The sequence below is a fragment of the Streptomyces hiroshimensis genome, from assembly GCF_014650335.1.
Taxonomy (GTDB): Bacteria; Actinomycetota; Actinomycetes; order Streptomycetales; family Streptomycetaceae; genus Streptomyces; species Streptomyces hiroshimensis.
On record NZ_BMUT01000003.1, the window covers coordinates 136771 to 153084 of the forward strand.

General features: G+C 71.1%; 12 protein-coding genes and 1 pseudogene. 9 read left to right on the forward strand and 4 right to left on the reverse strand.

Annotated elements, in window-relative coordinates:
* Positions 1 to 133: 133 nt before the first annotated feature.
* The 6 genes from IE241_RS09375 (at position 134) to IE241_RS09400 (ending at position 9905) form a co-directional block, all read left to right on the forward strand.
* The gene (locus tag IE241_RS09375; RefSeq protein WP_190021209.1) at positions 134 to 661 is read left to right on the forward strand and encodes a nucleoside-triphosphatase; all 528 of its coding nucleotides are present in this window, start codon (positions 134 to 136) and stop codon (positions 659 to 661) included.
* A gap of 37 nt (positions 662 to 698) precedes the next feature.
* Entirely contained in the window at positions 699 to 2708 is a 2010-nt protein-coding gene (locus IE241_RS09380) for a DUF4139 domain-containing protein (protein ID WP_190021210.1), read from the forward strand.
* 8 nt (positions 2709 to 2716) lie between these two features.
* Positions 2717 to 4303: a mucoidy inhibitor MuiA family protein gene (locus IE241_RS09385; protein WP_190021211.1), complete on the forward strand. Its 1587-nt coding sequence runs from the start codon at positions 2717 to 2719 to the stop codon at positions 4301 to 4303.
* Between the two features lie 182 nt (positions 4304 to 4485).
* Entirely contained in the window at positions 4486 to 6675 is a 2190-nt protein-coding gene (gene katG / locus IE241_RS09390; RefSeq protein ID WP_190021212.1) for a catalase/peroxidase HPI, read from the forward strand.
* A gap of 195 nt (positions 6676 to 6870) precedes the next feature.
* Positions 6871 to 9024, forward strand: a complete 2154-nt coding sequence (gene helR / locus IE241_RS09395) for an RNA polymerase recycling motor ATPase HelR (protein WP_190021213.1) — start codon at positions 6871 to 6873, stop codon at positions 9022 to 9024.
* Between the two features lie 128 nt (positions 9025 to 9152).
* Positions 9153 to 9905 (forward strand): helix-turn-helix transcriptional regulator, encoded by a 753-nt coding sequence (locus IE241_RS09400; RefSeq protein WP_190021214.1) that lies wholly within the window; start codon positions 9153 to 9155, stop codon positions 9903 to 9905.
* A gap of 72 nt (positions 9906 to 9977) precedes the next feature.
* Here the strand turns inward: IE241_RS09400 and IE241_RS09405 are convergent, their stop codons facing one another.
* Together IE241_RS09405 and IE241_RS09410 are read right to left on the reverse strand one after the other, a co-directional pair.
* On the reverse strand, positions 9978 to 11213 hold the full coding sequence (locus IE241_RS09405; protein ID WP_190021215.1) for an acyl-CoA dehydrogenase family protein: 1236 nt from the start codon (positions 11211 to 11213) through the stop codon (positions 9978 to 9980).
* Between the two features lie 20 nt (positions 11214 to 11233).
* Positions 11234 to 11716, reverse strand: a complete 483-nt coding sequence (locus IE241_RS09410; RefSeq protein WP_229899020.1) for a flavin reductase family protein — start codon at positions 11714 to 11716, stop codon at positions 11234 to 11236.
* 185 nt (positions 11717 to 11901) lie between these two features.
* On the opposite strand from IE241_RS09410, the gene IE241_RS09415 reads away from it, so the two are divergent.
* Positions 11902 to 12648: a FadR/GntR family transcriptional regulator gene (locus IE241_RS09415; RefSeq protein WP_190021216.1), complete on the forward strand. Its 747-nt coding sequence runs from the start codon at positions 11902 to 11904 to the stop codon at positions 12646 to 12648.
* An 87-nt stretch (positions 12649 to 12735) separates the two neighbouring features.
* On the opposite strand, the gene IE241_RS09420 is transcribed toward IE241_RS09415, so the two are convergent.
* Positions 12736 to 13908, reverse strand: coding sequence for a CopD family protein (locus IE241_RS09420; protein WP_190021217.1), 1173 nt, complete (start codon positions 13906 to 13908; stop codon positions 12736 to 12738).
* 104 nt (positions 13909 to 14012) lie between these two features.
* Positions 14013 to 14823: pseudogene (locus tag IE241_RS09425) on the reverse strand (DUF899 domain-containing protein).
* A gap of 169 nt (positions 14824 to 14992) precedes the next feature.
* On the opposite strand from IE241_RS09425, the gene IE241_RS09430 reads away from it, so the two are divergent.
* Positions 14993 to 15640 carry an SRPBCC family protein gene (locus tag IE241_RS09430; protein ID WP_190021498.1) on the forward strand — a complete coding sequence of 216 codons (648 nt, stop codon included), beginning with the start codon at positions 14993 to 14995 and terminating at the stop codon, positions 15638 to 15640.
* A gap of 229 nt (positions 15641 to 15869) precedes the next feature.
* On the forward strand, positions 15870 to 16271 hold the full coding sequence (locus IE241_RS09435; protein WP_190021218.1) for a hypothetical protein: 402 nt from the start codon (positions 15870 to 15872) through the stop codon (positions 16269 to 16271).
* Positions 16272 to 16314 lie beyond the last annotated feature (43 nt).

The following is a 16314-nucleotide window of genomic DNA, read 5'->3' on the forward strand; positions in this document are numbered from 1 at the left end:
GGCCCGCACTCGTAGGCCGCCCGCCCGGTTGGCGAACAGGCGCCGTGTCCGCCGGAGCGCCGCCTCACGCCTGCGGCTCCGCCCGCGCGAGGATCGCGGGGACGCAAAAACGCACCCGCCCTCGGAGGACGCGATGCCGACAAGGATCCTGCTGGAAGGACGGCCGGGCGTGGGCAAGACGACCGCCCTGCGGCGGCTGGCCTCTCTGCTGCACACCCGTGCGCCCGTCGGATTCACGACGGAGGAGATCCGGGAAGGCACCGCCCGCGTGGGTTTCGCGCTGGAGACGCTGGACGGCAGGCGGGCCGTGCTCGCGCATGTCGCGTTCCCCGGGCCGCCGAGCGTCGGCCGGTACGGTGTCGATCTGCGCGTCATGGACGAACTGGCGCTGTCGGCCCTCGCCCCGCTGTCGCCGAGCCCGACGCCCGGGGCTCTCGCGCTCATCGACGAGCTGGGTGGGATGGAGCTGTACAGCTCCGCGTTCCGGAAGGCCGTGGGGGAACTGCTCACGGCCGATGTCGACGTCGTCGCCACCGTGCACGCGCGCCACGACCCGTTCACCGACGCCCTCAAGCGGCGTGCCGGCATCGAACTGGTCGAAGTGACCGCGCGGAACCGGGATGCGCTGCCGGGGGAACTGGCGGCACGGCTGGGGGCGTAGGCTGCGCTCAGCATGGACGCGGCGGGGGGCGGAGCACATGACGGCTGAGACGGCACAGAGGTGGGAGTCGGCCCTCGACTCGGTCGTGGTGTACGCGCAGGGAGCCGTCTGCCGCCGCCTGGCCGGGGGCACCGTGCCGCCGGACGGCCGGGTGCGGGTGACGGGACTGCCCCGCTCGATGGAACCCGACTCACTGCGGGCCCGCGTCCTGGGCGCCCCCGGGGTGCGCGTCACCGAGGCCCGGGTGGAAGTCGAGGCCGAGCCGCGCAGCACCGGCACGCCCGACGGGTTGCAGCGCGAGGTCGAGCGGCTGCGTGACGAGTACGCGGCGGCACAGGGCCGCCGGGACCGGCAACTGGGCCGGATCGAGGAGGTCAGGACGCTGCGCCCGGTTCCGCCGGCCCGCAGGCGCGAGGACCCTCACCGCCGTACCCCGGTCGACGCGTGGCTGGAGCTCGCCGGCTTCGTCGACGAACGGCTGACGGGACTGCACGCCCGCCTCGTCGAGCTGGAGGAGGCTCTGCGCCGCGTCGAGCACGAACTCACCGTCGCCACTGACAGGCTCTTCCGCGCCTCCAGCGACGCACCGTCAGCGCACGTGGAGACCACGGTCTCCGCGGTCCTGACGCTCGACGGCAGCGCTGACGCGGAGACGGGGCCGGACCTGGAGCTGGAACTGGAGTACGGGGTGCCGGGCGCCGTCTGGGTGCCTGCCTACCGCCTCGCCTGCCGTCAGGGCGACGGCACCGGCGATCTGGTGCTGCGCGCCTCGGTCGCGCAGCGCACCGGCGAGGACTGGACCGGCGTGCGCATCGCCCTGGCCACCGCCGACCTGCGGCGCCGCACCGACCTGCCGAGGCTCCGCTCGGTCCGCATCGGACGCCGTCAGCCCGTACCCACCCCTTCGGGCTGGCGCGAGCCCCCGGCGGGGCTCGCCGACCTGTTCGCCGGGTACGAGGCGGCCGGCTCTCGCCCTGAGACGACCGGCGCCGTGTGGGCCGGTTCCGCGCCCGGTGGTGCCGCGGGCGGCTCCGCGCCCGTTTCCGTTCCGCCACCGCCGGCAGTAGTGGCGGCGCCAGCACCGCAGGGCTACGGCGCACCGCCCCCGGCGCCCGGCGGCAGCCCCTTCGCCGTTGCCCCCGCTGCCATGGCACCCGCGGCGCCCGGCCGGGCTGCGCCGCCACCGCCATCGCCTCCGGTGGCCGGTCCGCCGCAGCCGAGCGGCGGCGAGCTCGATTACGCCGCCCTCGTCCTGTGCGGCCCCGACGAGCAGCGCGGCCGCCGGGGCAGGCTGTTTCCCGGCTCTTCCCTCGACGCGGTGGCAACCGAGTACCGCCGCCGCGCTGAGGCGGTGGCCGCGCTGCCGCTGCCCGGGCACGCCGTGCGGCCCCGCGAATCGGCGGGTTCCTTCGACCACCGCTTCGACGCCACCGCCCGCGCCGACGTTCCGTCGGACGGCACCTGGCACACCGTCACCGTCGCCGCGATCCCGGTCGGGCTGCGCACCGAGTACCTGTGTGTGCCGTCCGTGGAGCAGACCGTGTACGCGACGCTGGTGCTCTCCAACGCCACCGACCAGGCTCTGCTGGCCGGCCCGGTGGAGGTCACCGTCGACGACGACTTCCTGCTGACCGCCGCACTGCCCACGCTCGCCCCCGGCGGTGTCCGCCGGGTGGGGCTCGGGCCGGCCGAGGGCATCCGGGTCACCCGCCGAACGAACCTGCACGAGTCGACCTCGGGCCTGCGCAACAACACCACCGTGCTGGATCACCGCGTCCACGTGGAGCTGGCCAACCGGCTCGCGAGGGCCGTCACCGTCGAGGTCCGCGAGCGGGTGCCGGTCACCTCCGAACCGGATGTCCGAATCGAGGAGCGGGCCGGCTGGACGGCACCCGAGGCCGGCACAGGGCCCGAGCCCCGCCATGCCCCGGGTACCCGCATCTGGCGGGTGGACCTGCCCGCCGGCGGCACCGCCGCCCTCGACGGCGCTTACGAGATCCGCATCCCGGCCGGCAGGGCCCTGGTCGGCGGTAACCGCAGGAGCTGACACCCACCATGTCCACGTCGCCGAACGCGTCACCGAACACGTCACCGAAGCCGATCGCCGTCCCCGTCACCGCCGTCACCTGCCTGGAGGACCGCGCCCACATCGAGCGCACCGCCGTGCTCGACCTGGAGGCCGGGGTCCAGCGGCTGCGTCTCGGGCCGGTCAGTGCCCTGGCCGTCGACCGCACCCTCCATGCCGAGCTGACCGCAGATCACCCCTCGACCGTGCTCGACGCACGGATCGTCCGCACCTGGACGCCGCGCGGGCCGCTGCCGTCCGCCGCCGACGACTCCGTCCTGCGTCACCGCGTGCACGCCCTCGAAGAGGAGCGGCTCGCCTTGGGGCAGCGACGCGACCGGCTGCACGCCCGCCTCGACCTTCTCGGCCGCCTGGCCGCCGACGTGCTGCGGGAGATCGGTGAAGGCGCGGGCTCCGGGGAGACCGAAGCAGCCCGCTGGGCGCGCGAACTGGACCGTGTGGACGACGAGCGCGACGCGTACGGCGAGCAACTCCGCGCCGTGGAGGCCCGCCTGGCTGCCCTCGCCGTCGAACTCGGCGAGGTCCAGCGGGCCATGGATCTCGCCGAGGAGGAGCCCGCCGAGCTCGTCGGTCATATCGAGCTGACCGTGGAGGCCGCGGTCGCCGGGCCGGCCGGGCTTCGCTTGAGCCACCTCACCCCGTGTGCGCTGTGGCGGCCCGCCTACCGGGCCGTGCTCGACGGGGACTCCCTGACGCTGGAGACCGACGCGGTGGTCTGGCAGCGTACCGGCGAGGACTGGTCGGGCGTACGGCTGACGCTGTCGACGGCGCGGTCAGCACTGGCCACCGACCCTCCGCGCCTGGGCGAGGACCGGCTGACGCTCAAGGACCGCTCCGCCGCGGAGCGCCGCACGGTCGACGTCGAGGTGCGCGAGGAGGAGATCGGGGAGCTCGGCCCGGCTCCGGTGCTCGGCCTGCCCGGGGTGGACGACGGCGGCGAGACGCGGGTGCTGCGCTCCCCCGCGCCGGTCTCCGTGCCCGGAGACGGCCGCGCTCACCGGGTGCCGCTCTCCGTCTTCACCACGGCCGCGAGCAGCGAGTACGCCTGCTCGCCCGAGCTGTCTCCGCTGGTCACCCAGGTGGCGCGGTTCGACAACCTGTCCGGCCACGTGCTGCTCGCCGGGCCCGTGGACCTGGTCCGCGGCAGCGGATTCAGCGGCCGTGGCACGCTGGACTTCACCGCCCCCGGCGCCTCCGTCGAGCTCGCCTTCGGCAGCTGCGACGACCACCGGGTGGTGCGGCAGGCCGAGGAGTCCCGCGACTCCGCCGGAATCCTGCAGCGGACCGTGGTCACCCGCACGGTCCGGCTGCATCTGTCCCGGTTCTCCGCCCCCGGGGAGCGCGGCGAACGGGTGGTCGTCGTGCGGGAGCGGATCCCGGTCTCCGAGGTCTCGGCGGTGGAGGTACGCCTGCGCAAGGAGGCCTGCTCCCCGGCGCCCGCCGTGGTGGACGCCGAAGGCATCGCCCGCTGGGACGTCCCCCTTCCACCCGGCGGCCGCCGCACGGTCACCCTGGTCTACGAGCTGTCGGCGAGCGCCAAAGTCGCCGGGCTCTGAGCCCGGCGGCCCGCTGCACGCACGCTGTCAGTGGTGGTTACGCGGGGTGCTCTGCGTGTTTTCGTAGCGGTGCGGTCCGCGGTGCGCGACCATACGGATTCCGGCCCGGCATCAGAAAAGGAACAACGCCAAGAGCCTGCAGCCGGCAAACGGAAAGCACCGCGACAGGAAGAAGGACGGACGTGTCCGGCAGCGAAAGCGAGAACCCGGTAATCCCCTCCCCGACTCCCACGCCGACTCGTCCCAGGACGAACCGGGACTGGTGGCCGAATCAGCTGGACCTTCAGGTTCTCCACCAGCACTCGCCTCTGTCCGATCCGATGGGCGAGGAATTCACCTACGCCGAAGAGTTCGCGACCTTGGACCTCGACGCCTTGAAGCAGGACGTCTTCGAGGTGATGACGACGTCACAGGACTGGTGGCCTGCCGACTACGGCCACTACGGACCGCTCTTCATCCGGATGAGCTGGCACGCCGCGGGAACGTACCGCATCGCCGACGGCCGGGGCGGTGGCGGCTCCGGCGCTCAGCGCTTCGCCCCGCTCAACAGCTGGCCGGACAATGCGAGCCTCGACAAGGCGCGCCGTCTGCTCTGGCCGGTCAAGCAGAAGTACGGCCGGAAAATCTCCTGGGCCGATCTTCTGATCTTCGCCGGAAACTGCGCCGTGGAATCGATGGGGTTCAAGACATTCGGTTTCGGATTCGGGCGAGAGGACATCTGGGAACCCGAGGAAATCTTCTGGGGACCCGAGGACACCTGGCTCGGAGACGAGCGCTACCGCGGTGACAGGGAACTGACCGGTCCTTTCGGCGCCGTGCAGATGGGGCTGATCTACGTCAATCCGGAGGGGCCCAACGGCAACCCCGATCCGATGGCCGCCGCCCGGGACATTCGCGAGACGTTCGGGCGTATGGCGATGAACGACGAGGAGACGGTCGCGCTCATCGTCGGCGGCCACACCTTCGGCAAGTGCCACGGTGCCGTCGATCCCTCGTACATCGGCCCGGAACCCGAGGCCGGCCCCATCGAGCAGCAAGGCCTCGGCTGGAGGAACACCTGCGGCAGCGGCAAGGGCGGCGACGCGCTCACCAGTGGGCTCGAGGGCGCATGGACCTCCGAGCCGACGAAGTGGGACAACGGGTACCTGGACAACCTCTTCGGATACGACTGGGAGCTGACGACGAGCCCGGCCGGTGCGAAGCAGTGGACTCCCACGGATCCCTCGGCCAAGAGCACGGTGCCCGATGCTCATGATCCGTCGAAGAGGCACGCTCCCATGATGCTGACGACGGACCTCGCGCTGAAGCTGGATCCGGTCTACGAGCCGATCGCGAAGAGCTTCCACGAGAATCCGGGCAAGCTGGCGGAAGCGTTCGCCAAGGCGTGGTACAAGCTCTTGCACCGCGACATGGGACCTCTCTCGCGCTACCTCGGCCCGTGGATTCCCGGGCCGCAGCTGTGGCAGGACCCCGTCCCCGAGGTCGATCACGAGCTGGTCGCGGGCGAGGGCATCGCCGGCCTCAAGGGCAGGATCCTCGCCTCGGGGCTGTCCGTCTCCCAGCTGGTCACCACCGCCTGGGCCGCGGCGGCGAGCTTCCGCGGCACCGACAAGCGCGGCGGGGCCAACGGGGCGCGGATCCGGCTCGCGCCGCAAAGGGACTGGGAGGTCAACGCCCTGCCCGAGGTGACCGAGACGCTGCAGACCCTGGAGCAGATCCAACAGGACTTCAACCGCTCACAGGCCGACGGAACGAAGGTTTCCCTCGCTGACCTGATCGTCCTGGGCGGGTGTGCGGCCGTCGAGCGAGCCGCGAAGAACGCCGGGCACGACATCACGGTCCCGTTCGCACCGGGGCGCACGGACGCCTCGCAGGAGCAGACGGACGTCGAGTCGTTCGCCGTGCTCGAACCCAAGGCGGACGGCTTCCGCAACTACCTCCGGGCGGGAGAGAAACTGTCCCCGGAGACCCTCCTGCTGGACCGCGCCAGCCTGCTGACGCTGACCGCCCCCGAGATGACGGTGCTGATCGGCGGCATGCGGGCGCTGGGCACCGGCTTCGAGCGATCTCGGCACGGCGTCTTCACGCACCGGTCGGGGACATTGACCAACGACTTCTTCGTCAACCTGCTCGACATGGGCACGGAGTGGAAGGCGTCGGCCTCGGCCGAGAACGTCTTCGAAGGCCGGGATCGCACCACGGGCGAAGTCAAGTGGACGGCCACCGCCGTCGACCTCATCTTCGGTTCGCATTCCCAGCTCCGGGCCGTCTCGGAGGTCTACGCGTCCGACGACGCGGGAGAGAAGTTCGTACGCGATTTCGTGGCGGCGTGGGACAAGGTGATGAACCTCGACCGATTCGACCTCGCCTGAGCCGGAGTCGTCCCCGGTCGGCCGCGCATCAGCCGACCGGGGCATCAGAACTCGGATTTTGAGGAAGCAAGGAGGATTACCCACTCCTTGCCACTCTCAACTTATAGCGTACCCGGGGCCTTGCGGCAAGGCCCCCGTCGTGGGGCACAATCGCGGATCCAAGGTCATGACCTGCAGAAACAGGAGATCCACGAAGTGCATGTGTTGACCACCAGCGCGTTCGACCTTCCCGACCGCCTCTCCCCCAAGGCCGATCAGGCCTTGATCGGCGGCGACGAGCAGCACTTCGCGGCCATCTCGGAGAGTCTCGAGCAGTCGATCGCCGAGCTGTCCGCCCGCCTGGAGGCCGAGCGCAAGGCGCCCGGCGGCATCGGCCGGGAGGCGATGGACCGCGACGCGGAGATCCACCGCCTGACCGGTCGCCTGCGCACCCTGCGCCGCTTCGGCCTGGACCTGTGCCTGGGGCACTTCGTCCCTGCGGACAGCCCCGAGCCCGTGTACATCGGGCGTCTCGGCCTCACCGACAGCACGGGGCGCCGGCTGCTGCTCGACTGGCGCTCCCCCGCGGCCGAGCCGTTCTTCGCGGCGACGCACGCCAACCCGATGGGGCTGGCGAGCCGCCGCAGGTACCGCTGGACCCGCGGCCGGATCAGCGACTACTGGGACGAGGTGTTCACCGCCGACGGGCTCGAGGGGCACGCCGCGCTCGACGACCAGTCCGCCTTCATCGCCAGCCTGGGCAGTAACCGGTCGGCCCGGATGCGCGACGTGCTCGCCACCATCCAGGCCGACCAGGATGCCGTCATCCGGGCGGGCTCCCGCGGCGCCCTCGTCGTGGACGGCGGTCCGGGTACGGGCAAGACCGTCGTCGCTCTGCACCGCGCCGCCCACCTCCTCTACTCCGACCCCCGCCTCGGGCACCGCCGGGGCGGCGTGCTCTTCGTCGGCCCGCACCAGCCCTACCTCGCCTACGTCGCGGATGTGCTGCCCAGCCTCGGCGAGGAGGGCGTGCAGACCTGCACCCTGCGCGACCTCGTCCCCGAGGGAGCCGGAGCAGCGGTCGAGACCGACCCGGGCGTGGCCCTTCTGAAGTCGTCCGCGGACATGGTGAAGGCGATCGAACCGGCCGTCAGGTTCTACGAGGAGCCGCCCGCCAAGGGGATGACGGTCACCACCCACTGGTCCGACATCCGGCTGAGCGCCGACGAATGGGCGGCGGCGTTCGAAGCGGTGGAATCGGGCACTCCACACAATGAGGCGCACGAGCAGATATGGGAGGAGCTGCTCACGATCCTGATCGACAAGGACGACAGCGACGCCCCGCCCGAGCTGCTCCGCAGGTCGCTGCTGCAGAACCGGGAGCTGATCAGGGCCCTCAACCGGGCCTGGCCGATGCTCGAAGCGAGTGACCTCGTCGGTGACCTGTGGTCGGTGCCCGCCTACCTGCGCAAGTGCGCTCCGTGGCTCAGCCCCGAGGACGTGCGCACACTGCAGCGCCAGGACGCCCAGGCCTGGACGGCGTCCGACCTGCCGCTGCTGGACGCGGCGCGGCAGCGGCTCGGCGACCCGAAGGCGTCCGCGCGCAAGCGCCGGCACGAGGTCTCCGTCGCCGCCGAGCGTGCGCGCCGGGCCGACGCCATCGCCGGCCTGCTGCAGAACGTCGAGATCGACGAGAGCGAAGGCGCGGTGGGGATGCTGCACGGAAAGGACCTGCAGGACACCCTGATCGACGAGAGCGCGCTGCCCGGCACCACACCGGACCTGCTCGCCGGCCCCTTCGCGCACATCGTCGTGGACGAGGCCCAGGAACTGACCGACGCCGAGTGGCAGATGCTGCTGCTCCGCTGCCCGTCCCGGAGCTTCACCATCGTCGGTGACCGCGCCCAGGCCAGGCACGGGTTCACGGAGTCGTGGCAGGAACGGCTCGAGCGGGTCGGGCTCGACCGGATCACCTCGGCCTCCCTGAGCGTCAACTACCGCACGCCGGAAGAGGTCATGGCGGAAGCCGAGCTGGTCATCCGGGCCGAGCTCCCGGACGCCAACGTGCCGACCTCCATCCGCAGCAGCGGCATCCCCGTCACCCACGGATCCGTCGCGGATCTGGACTCGGTCCTCGGCTCCTGGCTCGCCGAGAACGCCGACGGCATCGCCTGCGTCATCGGCGATCCCACGTTCCGGGCGACGCCCCGCGTCCGGTCGCTGGCTCCGGAGCTGACGAAGGGACTCGAGTTCGATCTGGTCGTCCTCATCGACCCGGAGAGGTTCGGCGAGGGTATCGAAGGAGCCGTCGACCACTACGTCGCGATGACCCGGGCGACCCGGCAACTCGTCATCCTCACGAGCTCCTGACGCCGGCCGCGCCCTTGATCTGAGTCATGCCGAGGGGAGACGGCTGCAGCCGAACTGCAACTGCAGCCGTACCACGGCGGAACAAGAGGGCCTTGTGCCCCGAGGAGGCACCTCGCAGACTCCCTTGTATGGCACAGCTTCGCGTACGGGACTACGAGCGCATACTGGACCTCGTGGTGGCGGTCCTCGGGAACGCCGACCCGGAGGCGACATGGCCGCTGATCACCAGGCACTTGCTGGAAGCCTTCGACTGCAGCGCGGTGTCCTTCGCCGGCCTTTACACCACTGAACGCGTCCTTCGGACGGAAGCCTGGGCACCGGAATCCCAAGGCCCCATGGTCCTCGAGCTCGCCGAACGCCACGACACCCCGGCTCAGCACCCCTTGGCCCTCCACGTGGCGTCCGGCGGCACGTGCCCGGTCATCATGAGCCGCATCAGCGAGAGGTGGCGGCATTCCGAGTGGCACGACTCGGCCCGTGATCACGGGGGTGGGGAGCAGCTCGGCCTGCCCACCCCCGGCGACCCGCAGGCGTTGCGCGCCCTCATCCTGGGACGGGAGGACGAGTTCACCGAACGCGACCTCGCCTTGGCGGCCCGTATCCAGCCCCTGCTCCTCACCGCCGACAGCCACACCCGCGAGCTCCGCCGTCTCCACGCCGCCGTGCCGCTCCCCGCTCCCGCCGCGCACGACCTGACGCCGCGCGAGCTGACGGTGCTGGGTCTGCTGACGGAGGGCCTGACGGCCGAGGGCATCGCCCGCCGTCTGCTCATCTCCCCGCATACGGTCAACCGCCACCTGGAGAAGGTCTACCGGAAGCTCGGCACCAACAACCGGGTGTCCACCGTACTGCTGGCGAAGCGGTCGGGGCTGGTGCCGTGAGTGGCAGTCCTCCCCATGACGCCGGGAGGCCGGTCAGACGAACGGAGCAGACAAACGGGTCCAGCGAACGGGTCAGACGAACGGAGTGATCCGCTCCTCGACCCCGAGCAGCACCTTCCCGTAGATCTCCATGCCCACCGCGGGCGTGGACGCCGCGTGCCGGCCGGCCACGCTCGCGTCGCGCCAGATCCGCTGCAGCGCGTTGACGTCCGCGAAGGATCCGGCGCCGTGCACATTGAGCAGGGTGTTGATGGCGGACATGAGGTTGTCGACGGCGTGCCCGGTGTCGGCGCGCACCCGCGCCCTGGTCAGCAGGTCGAGATCGTCGCCCTGCGCCGCGGCCGTGTCGAGGTCGGCGGCGGCCCGGTGCGCGTGCAGATGAGCGGTGTCGATCTTCATGGCGGCCTCGGCGACCTGTAGCTGGACGCCGACCGACGCCGCCTGGGTCTCGTAGTACGTGTACGAGATCGGCTTGGTCGCGGCCTTCTCGGTGACGAGCTTCAGTGCGGCGCGCCCCAGGCCGAGCTGGGGTCCGGCCAGGCCCACGGCCAGGAGCGGGGCGAACGCGGTGCGGAACAGACCGGTCGGGCCGTGGTCGGCGGGGACGTCGCCCTCGATGGCGCTCGGCACGGACATCACCCGGTGCTCGGGCACGAAGACGTCCTCGGCGATCAGGCAGTTGCTGGCGGTGCCGCGCAGCCCGGCGACGAACCAGGTGTCCTCCAGCGTCAGGTCGGACCGCGGCACCAGGGCCATCGCCTGGTCGACCACCTCGCCGTTCTCGTCGGTGAGGGGCATGCCGAGGATGGCCCACGAGGAGTGCGAGGAGCCGGAGTTGTAGTACCAGCGTCCGGACATCCGCCAGCCGCCCTCGACCTTGCTGCTGGTGGCGGTCGGGCTGAACACCCCGGTGACCCGGGCGTCGGGGCCGGCGCCGAAGACCTCCTCCTGCGCCTGCTCGGGGAAGAGCGCGGCGAGCCAGTTGCAGGTGTTGACCACGGCGGCCACCCAGCCCGTCGAGCCGTCGCCCTCGGCTATCGCGGCCGTCACGTCGAGCAGGGTGCGTACATCGCTCTCGTAGCCCCCGAAGCGCCGCGGCACGGTCAGCTTGAACAGCCCGGCCTGCGCCAGCGCGTCGATCACTTCGTCGGTCACCTGCCGGTCCGCGTCGATCCGGGCGGCGTGTTCGCGCAGCAGCGGCTGCAGCGCCTCCGCCCGCGCCACGAGCTCGGCACGGGACGGGCCCTGGGCGGGGACGCGGACAGACGGGACGGCGGACGGCACGGAACGGGAATGCATGGTGGTCATCTGAATCTCCTGACTGAGGTTCACCGCGCGAACGCGGAGTGGGTGCCGAAGGTGCGGTGGCTGTAGACGAGAGGTGCGGCCTTGGCCGTACGGACGTGTGCGACGTCGCCGAGGAGCAGCAGGTGGTCGCCGCCCTCGATCGCCGAGCGGAGCTCGCACACGAGCCAGCCCGGTGCGCCGGTCAGCCGCGGCAGCCCGTGGTCGTCAGTCCAGGGCACCCCGGACGCGGCGAAGCGGTCGGGCACGCGGCGGGCGAAGGTCCTGGCCAGCTCGTCCTGGTCGCGGCCCAGCACGTTCACTCCGAACCGCCCGGTCGCGAGGATGCGTGCGAGGACGGCGGAAGAACGGTCCAGCGCCACCGAAACCATCGCGGGGCGGAGCGACAGCGAGGTGAAGGCGCTGACCGTGACCCCGTACGGGACCTCGTCCTCGGTGGCCGTCACGATCGTCACCGGGGCACAGACCCCGGCCATCGCGTCGCGGAAGTCCTGCTCGATCATCATGCCCGCTCCCCTCTAATCATCATGATGATTACGGTGATCATGCACGCGGTTTACGAAAGGCGTCAAGAGGTGCGATGCTATTCGTCATAATCAATTCCGGTGGGTTGTCGAGGACCGGTCGTCGAGGACCGAGGGACCGAGGAGGCGCTGTGGGAACCGCAGACCATCGCACAGGCGGGCGCGACATGAGCCACGCGCGTGACAGCACCGAACCCCCCGCCCTGCGCCGCGACGACTGGGAGCGCCCCTCGTCGGCCTCCCGCGCCGAGATGGCCGCCGAGCGCATCGCCGAACGCATCACCCGCACCGAGGCGGGCGCCCGCCTCGGCACCAAGGACGAACTGCGCACCGAATGCGGAGTGTCCGTCGGCACCTTCAACGAGGCTCTGCGTCTCCTCCAGGCGCGCGGCCTGGTCACCGTTCGCCCCGGCCCCGGCGGCGGGCTCTTCGCCGCCCAACCGCCCCCCGCCAGACGTCTGGACGCCTGGCCCCAGGCCCTGGACGCGCAGCACCCCGACGAGGCCCTGCGCATCCGCGACGCCCTCGACCCCCTGCTCGTCGAGGACGCCTTGTGGCACGCCTCCCCCGCCGACGTCGCCGAGTTGCGGCCGCACCTGGCCGCCCTGGCCGAGGCGGCCGGCGCCGCCGACCCGGCCGCCTTCGCTCACGCCGACCGGCTGCTGCGCACCCGCCTCGCCGCCCTCAGCCCCAGCACCCTGCTGCGTTCGCTGTACGACGGCCTGCTGACGATCGCCGAACTCGCCGAGCCCGACGCCACCCCCGAAACCCTTCACGCCCGGCACGACCGCCACGCCGCCCTCATCGACGCCCTCGACACCCGCGACCGCGACCGGGCCCTGCGCCTGGTGGCCCTCCCCGCCGGCACGCCGGAAACGGGAGGGGCTCCGGGAACGGGAGGGGCTCGGGTGTGAGATCACGCCTCCCGGGAATGACTGCGGGCCGGCCGCCTTTCCGGCGGCCGGCCCGTTGCGGTGCCACGCGCGTGACGCTGCCCCTCGTCAGGCCGTGGCCGCGGCCAGGACCTCGCGCCGGGAGAGCGCCTCGGACGTCTTGACCGTGGCGTAGAACGAAGCCGCCAGGGTGAGGGCCAGTACGGCGCCCACGGCGAAGATGCTGCCGTTCGCGACGGGCGGAGGGCTGCCGGCCTCGGAGCGGGCGGAGCCGCTGAGGAAGGGGACGACGGCCAGGACGGCGAGGCCGAGGACGACCTCGGCCCAGACCACCTTCGGGAAGTGCTCCAGCGTCAGACGCAGGAGGGAGGCCGTGGAATTCGCGCGGCGGGCCTGAGCGATGCGCGGCATCAGCCAGAACTGGTTGACGCCGCCGGCCGCGACCATGGCAAGGGTCAACACGATCTTGAGGAGGAGGAACAGGCCGTAGGTGGTCGTCCACAGCTGCCCGATCGAGCCGACGTGCTTCCAGCTCATCCAGAGGCCGGAGATCAGCACCGCGCCGACGCAGACCAAGGCGACGAGACTGAAGCGACGCCAGAGGTCGGCCCACAGAACGCCGGCGTTCTCACTCAGCCGCCCGCGGGTGCCGGCGAGGACGGCGAGCAGGGCCAGACCGCCGACCCACACCGTGCCACCGATGATGTGGGCCTGGCTGAACAGGATGTCGAGCACCTTGTCGGTGTTCTTCGGCGCGGTGGCCGGTATCGCCGCGGTGAGCGACACCGCGAGCGAGAGGGGCAGGGCGGTCAGCGCGAGAGTGTTCAGGTGACGGCGCACCCGCGGGACGAACAGCGCGATCAGCGCGGCGGACGCCAGGACCAGGACGGTGTTCTGGACCAGGTAGATCGTGCCCTGCGCCACCCATGCCCCCTTCGCCGCCGGAGCCTGGAGGAAATGCCAGATCCGCCCGGGCGCGAGGGCGTCACCGAAGGGCGTCCCCTTGCCTGCTCGGGCCACGCGGGCGGCGAGCTGGAAATATCCGGCCACTAGCAGGACGATCCCGGCCCAAGCGAGATATCCGGCCATCCGGCGGCGCATGGCAGCGGCATCGCCGCGCTCGCTCTCCGTGGCACGAAGCGCCGGGCGGACTGCCGCCGCGTATGTCACCGTGGCGCCGATGGCCGCGGACAGGCCAATGAAATAGCCGGATTTAGTGAGAATTCTCCAGATCGGAGGCATGGCATAGCCGGCCGAGTCGGCCAGATGAACGAGGGTCATGGCAGGTAAGGCTAACCTAAAGTCGCCAGTGATCCGCTACAGCTCGAACGAAGATCAACCCATCCGATATTGGCCGGATTTCAGCCGGACGCCGTACGGTTCGCTCACTCCTGGGAACGGCCGAGGGTCTCCACGGGGGTCGCGCCGGGTCGGGTCCACTGCGGCACGGGCCGGCTGGTCGGGCCCCAGGTGGCGACGCCGTCGGCGTCCGAGCGCCAGTACCAGCAGGCCTGGCGGCCCTCGGACGGGTACCCCTCGCGGACATTGCCGATCACGGGCCAACCTTCGGGGTTGTCCTCCCATGCCTCGCCGCGGCCGTAGGGCGTCATGTCGAGCAGACCGAGGGACCCGTTGACCCGCTCGTTGCCACGGCCCGTCGTGGAGTAGGTGAGGAACACGCGGTCGCCGTCACGCAGGAAGCAGACGATGTGCCCCATTTCTCCCGCCGATCGGCGCCTCCACACCCCGCACCGAGTACCAGGGCTGGGTGTATCCCATGAACTCGACGTAGCGAGCCACCTCGTCCCACGGGCCCGAGGTCAGGACGGCGAACGAGACGCCCCGGGCGTTGAGGTAGACGGCGTCCTTCACGTGCCAGGCCGTGGTGGTGCAGCCCTCGCACTGCCCCTGGTGCGGCGCGCCGTCGTACCACATGTGCTGGTAGACCACGAGCTCGTCGCGCCCCTGGAACAGGTCGAGGAACGGGACCGGTCCGTCGGCGCCGGTGACCTCGACCGTGCCGTCGAGCTCGACCATCGGCAGCCGCCGCCGGGCCGCGGCGATCGCGTCGCCCTCATGGGTGTGCGCCTTCTCGCGGACCAGCAGCTCCTCGCGCGCCGCCTGCCAGGTGGCCAGGTCGACGACCGGCGGCTTACCGGGGAGGTCGCTGCTCGCATTGCCGGGCGCGGTCGTCATGGCGTCCTCCGTGGTGTCGCGTGCCAGGCAACGTCGTACCACGTCACTGCGACGCTCACCGGAACAGACGCGCGAGACGGCCGGAAGCCATCACCGGCGTGGTGTGCAGGACCGTCGCCGGGCGCCCGCCCATGTCACGCTCGACGTGCCAGCAGACAAGGGGAACACCATGTACGGCACCCGCAGGACCCGTAGCACCCGCATCCGCGCCGCCCTGTTCACCGCCCCGCTCGTCGCCATCGGCATCCTCGGCACCGCCGCCGCGCCGGCCGGGGCCGCCACCTCCCGCCCCGCCAAGCCCCTCACCTGCCGCGGGGAGGGCGTCGACCGCGACGCCCTCGTCCGCCACCGGGCCGAGACCGTGATCGACGCTCCGCTGCGCACCGTCTGGAAGCTGCAGACCGACGTGGAGCGCTGGCCGTCCTGGCACGGCGCCGTCACGACTGCGGAGCGCCTCGACCACGGCCCGTTCCGCAAGGGTTCGGTGTTCCGGTGGACGTCCCCGGTACCGCCCAACCCCACGACTCCCGCCACCCGCCTGGACATCACCTCGACCGTCGAGCAGCTCAGGCGCGACTCCTGCATCCGCTGGACCGGCCCCGCAGTCGGCGAAGGACTGCGCATCGACGGCGTCCACGTATGGAACTTCACCAAGGTCAAGGGCGGCGTCCGGGTGAGCACCGAAGAGACCCACACCGGCGCCGAGGTCGAAGCCGACGTTCCCACCGCGACGGAGATCCTCCGCCAAGGCCTCGAAGCATGGCTGCGCGACCTCAAGGCCGCCGCCGAAGCCCCCGCTCACCACCGGCCGCACTGAACATACCGACAGCAGCGCTTTCCGGACGCACGAAAAGGGCTCACCGGTCAGATTGCCGACGGTTTCGGAAAACCCTTTCCCTCCCACGCCCACCCGGTTTGCGCCCTTGCTGGTCAGCGGCAGGCGGGCACCCGTCCGAGGGCGGGACAGCACTCCTCTGAATTGGCGTCAACAGCCCCTGCTCCACTAGACTTTACGCACACACCAGCACCAAGGAGAGGCGCCGTCCATGGGCACCAAATTCATCGAGGTAGACGAATCCCACAAGGGTCAGCCCAACGTGGAAGAAGGAGTTAAGACAATTGAGGTCGGTGGTCAGACGATCACGACGACGATTTTCGTCCAGCGGATCGACTTCGATGACCTCGCCCCGGAGGTGACGGACAATCTCACCACGGTCAAGTTCGCCGTGACGGTGGCCGAGGAAATGGAGGACCTGACGGGGGAGCTGGACGATGACGGTTCCCCGGTCACGGAGATCAAGGAAATCCAGGTGCCCAAGTGGCTCGAAATCGACCTGGGGCCCGAATCCTTGAAGCAGTACGAGGAGGTAATGGCGCCCTTCTTCGCCGCCGCCCGCGAAACCGAGACGCCGATGGTGCCCGCGCCCCGCAAGCGCCGGAAGAAGTGATCTCCTGCCCCTCTCCTGTCTCCGGGAGAGGGGCTTCGTTGTC

Bases quoted from the DNA above. Each gene is read 5' to 3' on its own strand.
- IE241_RS09375 (WP_190021209.1), top strand. From the start codon at position 134: ATGCCGACAAGGATCCTGCTGGAAGGACGGCCGGGCGTGGGCAAGACG.
- IE241_RS09380 (WP_190021210.1), top strand. From the start codon at position 699: ATGACGGCTGAGACGGCACAGAGGTGGGAGTCGGCCCTCGACTCGGTC.
- IE241_RS09385 (WP_190021211.1), top strand. From the start codon at position 2,717: ATGTCCACGTCGCCGAACGCGTCACCGAACACGTCACCGAAGCCGATC.
- IE241_RS09400 (WP_190021214.1), top strand. From the start codon at position 9,153: ATGGCACAGCTTCGCGTACGGGACTACGAGCGCATACTGGACCTCGTG.
- IE241_RS09405 (WP_190021215.1), bottom strand. From the start codon at position 11,213: ATGACCACCATGCATTCCCGTTCCGTGCCGTCCGCCGTCCCGTCTGTC.
- IE241_RS09410 (WP_229899020.1), bottom strand. From the start codon at position 11,716: ATGATGATCGAGCAGGACTTCCGCGACGCGATGGCCGGGGTCTGTGCC.
- IE241_RS09415 (WP_190021216.1), top strand. From the start codon at position 11,902: ATGAGCCACGCGCGTGACAGCACCGAACCCCCCGCCCTGCGCCGCGAC.
- IE241_RS09420 (WP_190021217.1), bottom strand. From the start codon at position 13,908: ATGACCCTCGTTCATCTGGCCGACTCGGCCGGCTATGCCATGCCTCCG.
- IE241_RS09430 (WP_190021498.1), top strand. From the start codon at position 14,993: ATGTACGGCACCCGCAGGACCCGTAGCACCCGCATCCGCGCCGCCCTG.
- IE241_RS09435 (WP_190021218.1), top strand. From the start codon at position 15,870: ATGGGCACCAAATTCATCGAGGTAGACGAATCCCACAAGGGTCAGCCC.